This window comes from Kitasatospora sp. NPDC088783 (genome assembly GCF_044750705.1).
In the GTDB taxonomy this organism is placed as follows: domain Bacteria; phylum Actinomycetota; class Actinomycetes; order Streptomycetales; family Streptomycetaceae; genus Kitasatospora; species Kitasatospora fiedleri.
Window position 1 is genome coordinate 243708 of record NZ_JBIVKJ010000011.1, and the last position, 13087, is coordinate 256794.

Here is a 13087-nt window from a genome sequence, read left to right on the forward strand (position 1 = left end):
CCGTTCGGTGGGGCGGGTGCGGGATCAGCCGAAGGGGCTGCTCGCGGGCGGGGGCGGCGGGGTCTGGGCCGGCGGCTGGGCCGGGGCGTTGGCGCGCGGAGCCGCTGCGGCGAAGGGGTTGAAGTCCGGCGGCGGGACCTTGACCAGGCGGCCCTTGGTCGGGTCGGCCTCCTCCGGCTCCTCGGCGGGGGCTTCGGCGGCGGTGGTGCTGCCGGGAGCAGCTGCGGCGAAGGGGTTGAAGTCCGGCGGCGGGACGTTGACCAGCCGCCCCTTGGTCGGGTCCGCCGGCTCCGCCGGGGCGGCCGGGGCCGGGACCGCGGGCGGGGCGCTCGGACGCGGCGGGATGTTCGCGGCCGGGGCACTCGGAGACGGCGTGGCCACGGTGCCGAACGGGTCGGACGGCTCGGAGGAGAGCGTCGTCCCGAACGGGTCGGCGCTGGCCGGACGCGGGGCGCGCGCCACCGGGGCGGGGGCGGGAGCCGGGGCGGCGGGGGCGGCTGCGGTGGTGGTGCGGGGGGCCGCGGAGGCGAAGGGATTGAAGTCGGCCGGGGGGACCTTGACGAGGCGGCCCTTGGTCGGGTCGGCTTCCTCCCGCTCTTCGGTGGCGGGGGCCGGTGTGGCGGGGGCGGTGGTTGCGGCGAAGGGGTTGAAGTCCGGGGGCGGGACGTTGACGAGTCGGCCCTTGGTGGGGTCGGCCTGTTCCGGTTCGGGGGTCGGTTCCGGTGCGGCGGGTGCGGGGGTCGGGGCGCCGAAGGGGTCGCTGCCCGCGAACGGGTCGGCGGCGGGAGCCGGAGCCGCGGGGGCGGCCGGGGCGGCGGGGGCCGCGGAGGCGAAGGGGTTGAAGTCCGGGGGCGGGACGTTGACCAGGCGGCCCTTGGTCGGGTCGGCTTCCTCCCGCTCCTCGGCGGCCGGGGCCTGGGTCGCGGGGGCGGTGGTTGCGGCGAAGGGGTTGAAGTCGGGCGGCGGGACGTTGACGAGTCGGCCCTTGGTGGGGTCGGCCTGTTCCGGTTCGGGGGTCGGTTCCGGTGTGGCGGGTGCGGGGGTCGGGGCGCCGAAGGGGTCGCTGCCCGCAAACGGGTCGGCGGCGGGAGCCGGAGCCGCGGGGGCGGCCGGGGCGCTGGGGGCCGCGGAAGCGAAGGGGTTGAAGTCCGGGGGCGGGACGTTGACCAGGCGTCCCTTGGTCGGGTCCGCCTCCTCCCGCTCCTCGGCGGCCGGGGCGGCGGCGGGCGCGGCGAACGCGTCCGTGGAGGCCAGCACCGGGGAGGCGGTGGTCTGGGCGGGCAGGTCGCCCGGGGCCGGCGTGCCGAACGGGTTGAAGTCGGAGGGCGGTACCCGTACCGCCGTCCCCGACGGGCTTTCGGGCTGTTCGGACGCGGCGACCGGCGTCGGGGCCTGCACCGGAGGGGACACCGGCGGGGCCGTCGGCGCGGTCGGGGCGGGGGTCGGGGCGGCGGCCTGCGCGGGCACCGTCGTGGGTGCGGGCGTGGCCGGCGGCTGGGCCGGGACGGTCCGGCCCACCGGGACCGGCGTCGGGGCCACCGCCACGCCGTCCCAGGCGAGTTGGACCGTGCAGAGCAGGTCCGCGAAGACCTCGGTGTACACGTCCCAGTCCTCGGTGTCCGAGGTGGTCAGCTGGACGGTCAGCACGGTGGCCCCGTCCGGCATCGGCAGGAACGCCTCGACCGCGGTGCTCACCACCCGGCCGCTCGGGCTCCCGTCCCGCAGCTCCTTCAGCGCGGGGACGGCCCGGGTCTCCACCAGCAGCGCGGCCGGGCCGGACGGCAGCAGCACCGTCCACACCTCGGCGTACGGGCGCTCGGTGGACAGGTCCACCGCCAGGTCCTGGATCGGCTGGGCGCACTGGACGGTCGACACCACCAGCGACACCCGGGAGCGCCGGCCGTTCACCAGCAGGGCGCCGACACCCGCGTACGCGACGTCCGCCGCCGCGAACCGCTCGGCCAGCATCGCCGCGACCACCGCGAAGTCGTTGCGCTCGGCCGGGGTGCCGCCCGAGAACACCTCCTCGGCGGTCTCCGCCAGGTGCGCGGAGAGCGCGTTGCCCGAGCCGCGGACGGTCAGGGTGTGGAACGCGGGCGGCACCACCAGCCGGGCCTCCACCCCCGAGCCGGTCGGCAGTTCGTCGGGCGCCACCGTCGTCCTCGGCTCCGCGAGCGCGGCGAGCGCCCGGGTGAACCCGGCCACGCCCTCCTCGTCCAGCCCGACCGGCTCGGCGGACAGCCGCAGCGCCGAGGCCGCCGACACGTCGGTCAGTCCGAGCGCCGACGCCCCGTAGCGCTGGGCCAGCACCGGGACGGCCTCGCGGCCGGCGGCGGCGTTCGGACGGCGGTTGCCGGACACCTCGACGACGGTGCCGAGCCGGGGCACGGCGAGCAGGCCGGGGCCGATCTGGCTGATCCGCAGGCCGAACAGGGCCTTGGCGGCGGGGTGTTCGGAGCGGCGGAACGCGGTGAGCGCGTCGGCCTGGTAGTGGGTGGCGCGGCTGCCGAGAAGTGCGGCGCACGCCGCGTCCAGCGTGGCCGTGATCCGGTCTGCGGCGGCGAAGCCGTCCTGCGTCATTCGCCGAGCCCCCTCGTTCTCGGGTGTGGACAGTTCAGCCAATTCTTATCAGACCGCGACGGCGCGGACGGTGGGTTGGCCGGGGGCGACGGGAGGTCAGGGGGCGGGCGGGGCGGCGAGCCGGAACAGGGACTCGGTGAGGGCGGGGGCGGCGAAGGTCGCGGCGAGGTCGCGGAGCAGCCGGGCGGTCGGGCCGTCGGGGCGTTCGGTGGCGAAGAACTCGCCGAGCAGGGCGGCCAGTTCCGGGTCGCGGGTGGCGGTGACGGCGAGCGCCGCGACCAGCTCCTGGACCAGCTGGAGCTGGAGCGTCTCGACCGGGACGGGCCTGTCGGAGAGCCAGTCCAGCGAGCTGATCTCGGCGTTGGCGATCCAGGCCCGGACGGTCCGGCGCAGGGCCGGGCTGGGCGCCGGGACGCCGAGGTGCAGCAGGATCTGCTCCTGCGCGGCCCGCCGGACCTGGTCGATGACGGCGTCCGCGTCCGGGCTGGCGGCGACCGAGCCGCCGCGCAGCAGGGCGGTGAAACCGGCCGCGTGGGACTGCACGAAGTCGAGGTAGCGGCCCATGACGCGGTACAGCCGCTCGGAGAGCGGGCCCTCGCCGGGCTCCTCGAACCGCCCGGCCAGCTCGCGCCCGGCCCGGCGCAGCGCCTCCTCGTACAGGGCCTGCTTGCCCGGGAAGTAGTGGTACACCAGCGGGCGGGAGGCGCCCGCGGCGGCGGCGATGTCGTCGATCGAGACGTCCTCGGGCGCGCGGTCCGAGAAGAGTTGGAGCGCCACCGCGATCAGCTGCTCGCGGCGCTCGTCGACGCTCAGCCGCCGCCGGGGCGCGCGGGCGGCGGGACGCTGTTCCTCCGCGAGGGGGGCCGCGGGCGGCGTACGGGAAGCCATGCGGCCCACCCTAGTTCTTCGGGCCCGGCGGGTGGGCGACGAGGGCCCGGGGAGCGGCCGGAGCGTCGGCAGCGCCGCCGGGGCGACGGGCCGGGGCGGGCGGCGGTCAGGCGCTGGCGCGCCGCTCCAGGTAGCGGCGGTACGCCTCGCGGCCGTCCGGGACGAACTCCCAGCCAGTGAGCCGTTCGGCGAGCTGCTCCTCGGTGAGCCAGTCGTACCAGGCGACCTCGGACTCCTGGGGGTGCACCGGGCCGTCCCACTCGGCCTCGTGGACGTCGGACCACCAGCTGTAGCGGTCGCCGTCGGTGTAGAGGAAGCGGAACAGCGGGCGGGTGCGGATGCCGGTGACGCCGAGCTCCTCCTCGGCCTCCCGGACGGCGGCCTCGCGGTAGCTCTCGCCGGCGCCGACCACGCCGCCGACGAAGCAGTCGTGGGCGCCGGGGGCGAACGCCTTGGTGTCGGTGCGGCGGTGGGTGAAGATCCGGCCCCGCGGGTCGCGGACCAGGACGAAGACGCAGCGGTGGATCAGGCCGTCGCGGTAGACCTCGGAACGGGGGGCGGTGCGCAGCACCCGGTCCTGTTCGTCGACCACGTCGAGGATCTCGTCGGGGTGGGTGGCGGGGCCGGTGAAGGGGCCGGCGCCGGAGTCGGTGGCCGGACCGGTGGCGGGAGTGTCCATGTCCGCCATTGTGGCGTGCTCCGGCGGTCCGCGGCGGTGTCACCCGAAAGAGTTGGTATACGCAGTGATCGGCCCGGGAATGACCCGGTCGGAACGTCAGGAACCCCTCCGAGGAGCAGAGTTGAAGAACCGCGCCGCCGCCCTGTCCGTCGCCGCCGCCCTGGTCGCGCTCGGCACCGCGCTGCCCGCCTCGGCCGCCCCGGCCCCGGCCCCGGCCCGGGTCGGGGCCGCCGTCGAGTCGGTCCGTTCGGGCCTGGACTGCACCACCTGGATCCACCACAACGACCCGCTGTACGGAGGCGTCGACTGCACCAACAACACCGGCTCCCCGGTCACCTTCCACGCCGACATCGTCTGCGGCTGGGCGCCGGACGTGACGGGCAACTCGGTGACGGCCCTGCCGGGCCGGACCGAGGAGTCCTCCGGCCACTGCGCCGTCTACTCCTCGGGCATCGGGCACATCGGGTGGACGGTGGAGTGACGCGGGAGCGACCCGGAGGAGCCCGGGGGACCGCGAAGTGATCGCGGGGGAGCGCGGTTGTCTAGGGTGGGAGGGTGGAGAACCAGCAGATCCAGGGGTTCGCGGCGGCCGGGTTCGAGCCGGTCCGGGAGGCTTTCGCGGGCAACTTCCGGGAGTACGGGGAGTTGGGCGCGGCCTTCGCGCTGTACCTCGACGGGCGGAAGGTGGTCGACCTGTGGGGCGGGGACGCCCGGCCGGAGGTCGGGGCCCGGCCGGCCCCGGCGGTCGGCTGGGGGGAGGGGACGGCGCAGGTGCTGCGGTCCGTCACCAAGGGGCTGACCGCCTCCGCCGCGCTGCACCTCGCGCAGCGCGGGCTGCTCGACCTGGACGCGCCGGTGGCCTCGTACTGGCCGGAGTTCGCGCAGGCCGGGAAGGGGCGGGTGCCGGTGCGCTGGCTGCTCTCGCACCAGGCCGGGCTGCCCGCGCTGGACGTGCCGCTGCGGATCGAGGACGTGCTGGCCTGGGAGCCGGCCGCCGCGGCCGTCGCCGCCCAGGCCCCCGCCTGGGAGCCCGGCACCGCGCACGGGTACCACCCGCTGACCTTCGGCTGGCTGGTCGGCGAGGTGGTCCGGCGGGCCGGGGGCCGCAGCGTGGGCCGGTACTTCGCGGAGGAGATCGCCGCCCCGCTCGGCCTGGACCTGTGGATCGGCCTGCCTCCCGCCGCGGCCGGCCGGGTCGGCCGGCTGGTCGACCTGCCCGCGCCGGAGGCGGCCCGGCTCGCGCCCGGCGGGATGCGGATGCGCCCCAAGCAGTCCGTGCTGGACGCCTACCGGGACCCGCACTCGCTGACCGCCCGCTCGTTCGGCGCGGTGCGCAGCAGCGTGGACCTGAACGACCCGGCGGTGCAGGCGGTCGAGGTGCCGGGCGCGGGCGGGATCGGCACCGCCCGTTCGCTGGCCCGGTTCTACGCGGCGCTGATCGGCGCCGCCGACCGGGCCGACGCGCCCGGGCAGCGGCTGCCCGCGCTGTTCGAGCCCGGCACGCTGGCCGAGGCGGCCGGTCCCTCGGTGCAGGGCCCGGACCGGGTGCTGATCGTCAACACCGCCTTCGGCCAGGGCTTCTTCCGGCACGGCGGCACCTCGCCGATGGCCTCCCCGGCGAGCTTCGGCCACCCGGGCCGGGGCGGTTCGCTGGGCTTCGCCGACCCGGAGCTGGGCATCGGCTTCGGCTACGTCACCAACGGCATGCAGCCGGGCGTCACCGGGGACGTCCGCTCCCGGGCGCTGATCGCCGCCGTCCGGCGGTGCCTGGCGGAGCGGGGCTGAGACCGGCGCCCGGGAGCGGGCGAAACGGACGGCGCGGGGCCGGGTCGGGCGTCAGGCCTGGCCGGTCTCGAAGCGGCTGACCCGGCCGTCCGGGGCGACGGTGAAGCGCCAGGCGGTGCGCATCTCGCCCCAGGTGTCGTTGCGGTAGTCGGCGACCACGGCGCGTCCGCCGGACTTCTCGGTCTGCACCTCGATGTGCCCGTGCGAGGAGAAGATCTCCCGGTCCACCCAGTCCGCCAGGTCGCGCTCCGAGCCGTCGTCGGACATCGTGGCGTCCTCGGTCAGGGCGGCGAAGAAGGCGTCCCGGTCACCGGAGTTGACGGCGCCGAGCAGGCGGCGGACGGCCGGGTCGGAGAGTTTGTCGACGGCGATGGTCATGGCGGATGGCTCCTTGACGGTGGATCTGGTCCTGCCTCGACGGGACCACGGCGGGCCGCCGTCCGCCAGCCGCCTTGGGCCACCCGGAGCCCGGGCCGGTCCGCCGACCGCGTGGCGTGCCGCGCCCCTCCGGCATCCGTGTGGTCTGATCCCGACATGCGCGACACGAGGGACACCGGGAATTCGCCCACCGAAGGGGGCCCCTGATGGGACCGGCCGAACTGCTCGTCCTGACCTTCCCGGAGGCGACCGTCGGCGCCGAGGCGGCCGACGTGCTGGCCCGGCTGCGGGACGCGGCCGGGGTCCGGGTGATCGACTCGCTGGCGGTCGTCCGGGACGCCGAGGGCGAGGCCACCTACGGGGAGCTGACCGACTTCGAACACCTGCGGGGCGTCGCGGGCCCGGACGGGGCGGAACTGCCGCTGATCGGGCCGGAGGACGCCCAGGAGGCGGCCGAACTGCTGGAGCCCGGCAGCGCGGCGCTGATCGTGCTGGTCGAGCACCTGTGGGCCGAGGAGGCCGCCGCGGCGCTGCGCGCGGTCGGCGGCCGGATCGCCTCCGGGGTGCGCATCCCGCCGGAGAACATCGAAGAGGCCGTCCGCGCCGCCGAGGCGCGCGTCGCGGCGGGAGAGTGAGGACGGCGTGTTCCGACCGATGAGGCCGATCCGGCCGGTCCGGGTGGTCCGCCCGGTGGGCCGTCCGCTGGCCCGCGGGCTGGTGGTGGGCGGCGCCGCGTACGCCGCGGGCCGGGCCGGGGCCCGGCGGGCCGCCGACGAGCGGGGCCAGGACGAGGCGATCGCCGAGCTGCGGGCCGAGCAGGACCGGGCCGCGCAGCAGCAGGCCGCGCCGGCACCCGTGCCCGCCGCTGCCGCTCCCGCCGCTCCCGCCGCTGCCGCTCCCGCCCCCGGCGGCGAGGACGTGGCGGACCAGCTGACCCGGTTGGCGCAGCTGGTGCAGCAGGGGCTGCTCACCCCGGAGGAGTTCGCCGCGGCGAAGGCCAGGCTGCTGGCCTGAGCGGCGCGTCACGGCTTGCACGGTGCCCGGAGCGCCGGGAGCGCCCGGAGCGGTCCGTCGGGGCCGGCCGTCACCACAGCTGGTCCCACCACCAGGCGATCTCGGGGTAGGGCGGCGGGGTGAGCCGGCCGTCGGCGGGCCGTTCGGCGCGTTCGGCGGTCGGGAGCGTCCCGGGGGTGCGCTCGGTGTAGCGGGCGGAGGTGAAGCCCCACTCCAGGTTCCCGCTCACCAGGTTGGACAACTGCTGGATGTAGCGCCGCAGTTCGGCCCCGGCCCGGCGGGAGGTGCGGTCGGCGAGGCGGAGGAACAGGCACATGGTGCGGTCGTGCAGGGCGGCGGCCTCCAGCAGGGCCTGCTCCCGGCCGCAGCCCAGGTGCCGCTGGAGCGCGTCCACGATGTTGCTCTCCAGCGCGCCGTGGTCGTCCTCGCGGCGGAAGGAGTAGACGTCGGCCGAGACCAGCACCAGGAACTTGGCGGCCTCGGTCAGCGCGTGCACCCGGGGCGAGTCCAGCTGGGACTGCGGGACGGCGGTGCGCTCGCAGACCTCGATGATCTCGATGCAGGAGCGGCTGCCGCGGTCCAGCGGGCCGATGGTCAGGTACTCGGAGAGCGTCATCGGCCGGCGCTCGGTGCGGTAGGCGACGATGGCGGCGGCGCCCATGAAGGACTCCAGCTGGCTGTCCGCCCAGCGCTTGACCGACAGCGCGGGGGCCCAGTCGCGGGCCCGGGCGAACACGTCGCGCACCGAGGCGACGTAGAGGTCGGTCTCGTCCGGGTGGGAATTCGGCGAATTGATAACAGCCAGTAGTGTGGCTGCTATGGTGAGTACACGGGAGGGGTCCCGGCTGAGCCTGCCGGTGTCCCACTCGTCGTCCAGCGTGAGCATGCTGCACAGCCACTGCGAGACCAGTTCCAGCCCGGTGGTGCCGTCCGCGTCCTTGGCTATCCGGCAGACGAATTCGTGCGCGCCGATGGCGAGGAGACGGCGCCGCCGTTCCGCGTCCGCGGCGAAGCCCATCGTTTCGAGCCAGAGTTCGGTGCTCTTGCCGACGGCTTCGTGATCGGGGTGCAGGCCGGACGGGATGGGGCAGAAGAGCGGGGGTATTGCAGCCAACGTGTCTCCAGTGCAGCCTGTTTCCGGTGCGCCGCCGATCAGGGTGCGCGGTCCCGGCGATGGCCTTCCCCGGCGAAGATCGACTACACCTTTGTGGTCTGAAAGTTATCCGATCGGATCGTCAGATGTCATGGCTGGTAAGGGATTTGCCCCGGGCATCGCCGTCTAACCCTGCGTCAGGTACCCCTGCCTGCGCGAACGCCGCCCGCGCGGCCCGCGACGGCGCTAAGGTCGGGAACGGAGTGCCGGACGGCGAGGCGGAGGGACGGACGTGGCCGAAGAGCAGAACGGGCCGCAGGAGTGGGAGGCCGCCGCGGACGCGGTCGGTCAGCGGCTTTGGGAACGCGATCAGGAACTGCGTTCCGTCGATCAGGCCGTGGACAGGTTGTGCCGCGAATTCGCCGCGGGCGGACTGAAGATCGGCGAGCTGCTGGTCTTCTCCGGCTCGCCCGGCATCGGCAAGACCTCGATGCTGGAGCAGGTCCGCCGGATCGCCGGTGCCCGCCAGGACTCGACCGTGCTGTTCGCCCGGGGCAGCGAGCGCCAGCGCCGGGAGCCGTTCCGGGTGCTGCGGCAACTGCTCCTGCCGGTGCTCAGCGACCTGGACGAGGCCGAGGTCGAGGAGGTGTTCGGCAGCTGGCACAACATCGTGGCCCCGGCCATCGGGCTGGCCCCGCCGTCCGACGAGGTCGAGCGGATCGACCCGCAGAGCGTCCGCGACGGACTGGACTTCGTCATCACCCAGCTCGCGCCCCGGCGCGCCCCGCTGGTGGTGATCGTCGACGACCTGCACGCCGTCGACCAGGAGTCGCTGACCTGGCTGGCGTCCTTCGCGGTGCGCGCCCGCGAACTGCCCGTGCTGCTGGTCTTCGCCTACCGGCACGAGTTCGAGGACGAGGCCCGCGCGCTGGCCCAGCAGATCCACGAACGGGCCGCCCGCAAGCACGAGTTGCTGCCGCTCAACCCGGTCTCGGTGGCCGCCATCGTGCACGGCGAGTTCGCCGAGGCCGACGACGCGTTCTGCCGCCAGGTCTGGGCGGTCACCGCCGGCGCCCCGTACGACACGGTGGCGCTGCTGCGCGAGGTCCGCGACCAGAACCTCGAACCGGTCGAGGAGAACTCGCCCCGGCTGCGCGACCTGGCCGCGGCCGCCCGCGGCGAGGGCCGGGACTACTGGCTCGACAAGCTCGGCACCACCGTGCTGCGCTTCGCCTGGGCCGCCGCGCTGCTCGGCACCGAGATCAAGGAGGAGCTGGCCGCCACGATCTGCGGGCAGGGCCCCGCGCAGGCCGCCGAGTCGATCCAGGTGCTGCGCCGGATGCGGGTCCTCACCAGCCAGCCCAACGGCAGGCTGGAGTTCGTCCACCCGCTGATCGCCACCTCGATCTACCAGTCGATCCCGCCCGCCGTCCGCACCGGCATGCACGGCATGGCCGCCACCGCGATCGAGAACAGCGGCGGCTCGCTGCTCTCCTCCTCCCGCCACCTGCTGGAGACCCACCCCGGCGAGGGCGACGACGTCATCGTGCGCAAACTGCGCCGGGCCGCCGCCGAGAACCTGGCCATCGGCGCCCCCGAGGCCGCCCGCCGCTGTCTGGAGCGCGCCCTGAACGAGCCGCCGGACGAGGATGACCAGGCCGAGGTGCTGTACGAGCTGGCCTGCGCCAGCCTGCTCACCGACCCCGGCGCCACCGCCAACCAACTGCGCCGCGCCATCGACATGGAGGACGGCCTCAGCCCCGACCTGCGGGTCGAGGCGGTGTTCCGGCTCTCCGAGGTGATCGCCCACGGCGGCGACCTGAGCGCGGCCGCCGCGCTCTGCCTGGACGAGTCGGAGCGCGCCCCCGAGGGCCCCGGCCGGGTCCGGCTGCTGGTCGCCCACCTGCTCTACACCGCCCTGCAACGCGACGAGGAGGACGGGCCCGGGCGCGCCGCGCGGGTCCGCCGGCTGGTCGCCGAGGTCGACCCGGACAGCGAGGTGGCCCGCCCGGTCCGCGCGCTGTACGCCTGGGACCTCACGCTCCAGGGCGGCAGCGCCACCGAGGCGCTGCGGGCCGCCGAGGACGCCCTGGTCGACGGCCGGCTGCCGCGCGGCCTCGGCTGGACCAACACCACCTGGAACTTCGAACTGCCCGCGCTGCTCGGCCTGTGCTTCGCCTACAACGACGAACTCGCCCGCGCCGAGAAGCTGTTCAGCTCCGCCATCCTGGAGTTCGAGATCGCCGGGTGGAGCGGCGCGCACCGCGGGTTCGCCTACTTCCTGATGGGCTACGCCCGGCTGCGCCGCGGCTTCCTCCCGGAGGCCGAGGACTTCCTGCGCCGGGGCCTGCGGAGCGCCGACCGGATGGGCGCCGGCCTGCCGCTGACCTGGAACCTGGTCGGCGCGCTGATCGACACCCTGCTGGCCCGCGGCCGCGACCACGAGGCGTGGGAGATCGCGGTCAAGTACCGCTTCCTGCCGCCCTACCACCAGACCGCGCTGCTGCTGCCCGACGTGGCCACCATCTACGGCAAGCTGCTGATCTCCCGCGGCGACTACGGGATGGCCGTCGAGGTGCTCGCCGAGACCGGCACCCGGCTGGACAAGCGCGGCTGGCGCTCCACCGTGCACGCCCCGTGGGCCGGCTACCTGGCGGTGGCGATGGCGCACCAGGACCTGCCGTCCGCCCGGAAGAACGGCGAGGACGCGGTGGAGCGGGCCAAGGTGTCCGGTTCGCCGTCCGCGATCGGCACCGCGCTGCGGCTGGCCGCCAGCGTCTGGGAGGGCGCGCACGCCGTCGAGCTGCTCCAGGAGGCGGTCGGCTGGCTGGGCCGCTCCCCGGCCAGCTACGAGCACGCGCACGCCCTGGTCGACCTGGGCGCGGCGCTGGTGCAGGTCGGCCGCAGCCTGGAGGCCGCGGAGCACCTGTACCAGGGCATGGAGCTGGCCAAGCACTGCGGCGCGGACGGGCTGGAGGTGCGGGCCCGCAACGTGCTCTCCTCGGCCGGGCTGCAGCCGAGCCGCCCGCTGGCCCCGGCCAAGGACACCCTCAACCCGCACGAGCTGGAGGTGGCCCGGCTCGCGGTCCGGCCGCTGCCGCCGCAGCGGATCGCCGAGGAGCTGGGCATCCCGCTGGGGATCGTCAAGCAGCGGCTGGCCGCCGTGCACCGCAAGCTCGGCACCGGCCCGGAGGGGCTCGCGGACGCCCTCGGGCTGCCCGCCGACGGCCCCGGGCAGCCCGACTGACGGTTCGGCCGATCCTGTCGGCGCGCGGGGCGGGTCGCCGGTCCGCGCGCCGGGTCGGGCTACGCTGACCGGGCAGGGTGATCACGAACTGAGGAGCAGTCCCATGACCGCGTCGGCCGCGCCCACCGAGGTGCACCGGGCACCGTACGACCACTCCGGCGCCGGGATGGGGCTGGAGCGCTGGACGCTGCGGTCCGGCCCGGTCGAGGCGACCGTGATCACCCTCGGCGCCGCGCTGCACACCCTGACCGCCCCGGACCGCTCCGGCAACCCGGCCCAACTGCTGCTCACCAGCCGGGACGTGGGCACCCTGCTCGGCCCGGCCAAGCACTACGGGGCCACCGTCGGCCGGTACGCCAACCGGATCGCGGACAGCCGGATCACCGTCGACGGCGAGGACCACCCGCTGCTGCCCACCGGCGGCGGCGTGACCCTGCACGGCGGCCCCGACTCCTTCGCGCACCGGGTGTGGGACGCCGAGGAGATCCCCGGCGGGGTGCGGATGCACCTGCACTCGCCCGACGGCGACCAGGGCTTCCCGGGCGCGCTGGACGTCTGGGTCGACTTCACGCTCGCCGGCTCCGAGCTGACCGTCTCCTACCGGGCGGTGACCACCAAGCCGACGGTGGTCAACCTGACCAACCACGCCTACGTCAACCTGGCCGGCGAGGGCCGCGGCGACGTGCTGGGCCACCTGCTGACCCTCGACGCGGACGCGTACACGCCGGTGGACGAGCGGCAGATCCCGTACGGCCCGTACGAGCCGGTGGCGGGCACCCCGTTCGACTTCACCACCGCCCGGCCGATCGGCGCGGGCATCGCCGAGGAGCACCCGCAGCTGAAGTCCTCCCGCGGCTACGACCACAACTGGGTGCTGCGCGAGCGCCCCGCGGACGGGCCGCCGGTGCGGGCCGCGCTGCTGGCGGACCCGGGCAGCGGGCGCACCCTGGAGGTGCTGACCACCGAGCCGGGCCTCCAGGTGTACACCGCGAACGGCTTCGACGGCTCGGTCACCGGCCCGTCCGGCACGGCCTACGGCCCGTACGCCGGGGTGGCGCTGGAGACCCAGCACCACCCGGACTCGCCGCACCAGCCGTCCTACCCGTCGACCGAGCTGCGGCCGGGGCAGGAGTTCCGCTCGACCACCGTGCTGCGGCTGGGCACCGACGGCTGACCGTCCGAGCCTCGCGAAGGCCCCCGGGAGCGCTGCTCCCGGGGGCCTTCTCCGCACGTCCGGGGGCCGGCCGACTGCAAGGAGTTTCCGCAAGGCGACGGATGGTCAAGACGCGCGGCGGCAACTCTAAGGACACGTGGACGTAACGATCCCCGTCGCCTTGCAGAAACTTGCTGCAAGGACTTTCAGTCCCGGTTGCCGCGCTGTTACGTTCCTGCTCAAGCCCGACGGCCGCAACGGCGCAGTCGG

General features: G+C 75.3%; 11 protein-coding genes. 6 read left to right on the forward strand and 5 right to left on the reverse strand.

The window, feature by feature from the left end; genetic code table 11:
- Positions 1-24: 24 nt before the first annotated feature.
- From ACIP60_RS28030 to ACIP60_RS28040, 3 genes are all read right to left on the reverse strand, one after another.
- The gene (locus tag ACIP60_RS28030) at positions 25-2580 is read right to left on the reverse strand and encodes a hypothetical protein (RefSeq protein WP_400689175.1); all 2556 of its coding nucleotides are present in this window, start codon (positions 2578-2580) and stop codon (positions 25-27) included.
- 96 nt (positions 2581-2676) lie between these two features.
- Positions 2677-3468, reverse strand: a complete 792-nt coding sequence (locus ACIP60_RS28035) for a TetR/AcrR family transcriptional regulator (protein WP_400689178.1) — start codon at positions 3466-3468, stop codon at positions 2677-2679.
- A 106-nt stretch (positions 3469-3574) separates the two neighbouring features.
- On the reverse strand, positions 3575-4147 hold the full coding sequence (locus ACIP60_RS28040; RefSeq protein ID WP_400689180.1) for an NUDIX hydrolase: 573 nt from the start codon (positions 4145-4147) through the stop codon (positions 3575-3577).
- Positions 4148-4268: 121 nt separating this feature from the next.
- Between ACIP60_RS28040 and ACIP60_RS28045 the strand changes: the two genes are divergently transcribed.
- Positions 4269-4628, forward strand: a complete 360-nt coding sequence (locus tag ACIP60_RS28045; protein ID WP_400689181.1) for a hypothetical protein — start codon at positions 4269-4271, stop codon at positions 4626-4628.
- A 74-nt stretch (positions 4629-4702) separates the two neighbouring features.
- Entirely contained in the window at positions 4703-5932 is a 1230-nt protein-coding gene (locus ACIP60_RS28050) for a serine hydrolase domain-containing protein (protein ID WP_400689185.1), read from the forward strand.
- Positions 5933-5983: 51 nt separating this feature from the next.
- Here the strand turns inward: ACIP60_RS28050 and ACIP60_RS28055 are convergent, their stop codons facing one another.
- The gene (locus tag ACIP60_RS28055) at positions 5984-6310 is read right to left on the reverse strand and encodes a hypothetical protein (protein WP_100835497.1); all 327 of its coding nucleotides are present in this window, start codon (positions 6308-6310) and stop codon (positions 5984-5986) included.
- Positions 6311-6516: 206 nt separating this feature from the next.
- Between ACIP60_RS28055 and ACIP60_RS28060 the strand changes: the two genes are divergently transcribed.
- Both ACIP60_RS28060 and ACIP60_RS28065 read left to right on the forward strand, forming a co-directional pair.
- Positions 6517-6945, forward strand: coding sequence for a DUF6325 family protein (locus ACIP60_RS28060; protein ID WP_400689189.1), 429 nt, complete (start codon positions 6517-6519; stop codon positions 6943-6945).
- A gap of 7 nt (positions 6946-6952) precedes the next feature.
- Positions 6953-7324 carry an SHOCT domain-containing protein gene (locus tag ACIP60_RS28065; protein WP_400689192.1) on the forward strand — a complete coding sequence of 124 codons (372 nt, stop codon included), beginning with the start codon at positions 6953-6955 and terminating at the stop codon, positions 7322-7324.
- A 70-nt stretch (positions 7325-7394) separates the two neighbouring features.
- Here the strand turns inward: ACIP60_RS28065 and ACIP60_RS28070 are convergent, their stop codons facing one another.
- Positions 7395-8438 carry a hypothetical protein gene (locus ACIP60_RS28070; RefSeq protein ID WP_400689195.1) on the reverse strand — a complete coding sequence of 348 codons (1044 nt, stop codon included), beginning with the start codon at positions 8436-8438 and terminating at the stop codon, positions 7395-7397.
- A gap of 271 nt (positions 8439-8709) precedes the next feature.
- Here ACIP60_RS28070 and ACIP60_RS28075 point away from each other — a divergent pair, with 271 nt between their 5' ends.
- Both ACIP60_RS28075 and ACIP60_RS28080 read left to right on the forward strand, forming a co-directional pair.
- Positions 8710-11664: an ATP-binding protein gene (locus ACIP60_RS28075; protein ID WP_400689198.1), complete on the forward strand. Its 2955-nt coding sequence runs from the start codon at positions 8710-8712 to the stop codon at positions 11662-11664.
- 103 nt (positions 11665-11767) lie between these two features.
- Complete coding sequence (locus ACIP60_RS28080) at positions 11768-12838, forward strand: aldose epimerase family protein (RefSeq protein ID WP_400689201.1); 1071 nt, start codon at positions 11768-11770, stop codon at positions 12836-12838.
- Positions 12839-13087: the final 249 nt, after the last annotated feature.

Coding starts and splice junctions, on each gene's coding strand:
- ACIP60_RS28035 (WP_400689178.1), bottom strand. CDS start 3,468: ATGGCTTCCCGTACGCCGCCCGCGGCCCCCCTCGCGGAGGAACAGCGT.
- ACIP60_RS28055 (WP_100835497.1), bottom strand. CDS start 6,310: ATGACCATCGCCGTCGACAAACTCTCCGACCCGGCCGTCCGCCGCCTG.
- ACIP60_RS28060 (WP_400689189.1), top strand. CDS start 6,517: ATGGGACCGGCCGAACTGCTCGTCCTGACCTTCCCGGAGGCGACCGTC.
- ACIP60_RS28040 (WP_400689180.1), bottom strand. CDS start 4,147: ATGGACACTCCCGCCACCGGTCCGGCCACCGACTCCGGCGCCGGCCCC.
- ACIP60_RS28030 (WP_400689175.1), bottom strand. CDS start 2,580: ATGACGCAGGACGGCTTCGCCGCCGCAGACCGGATCACGGCCACGCTG.
- ACIP60_RS28080 (WP_400689201.1), top strand. CDS start 11,768: ATGACCGCGTCGGCCGCGCCCACCGAGGTGCACCGGGCACCGTACGAC.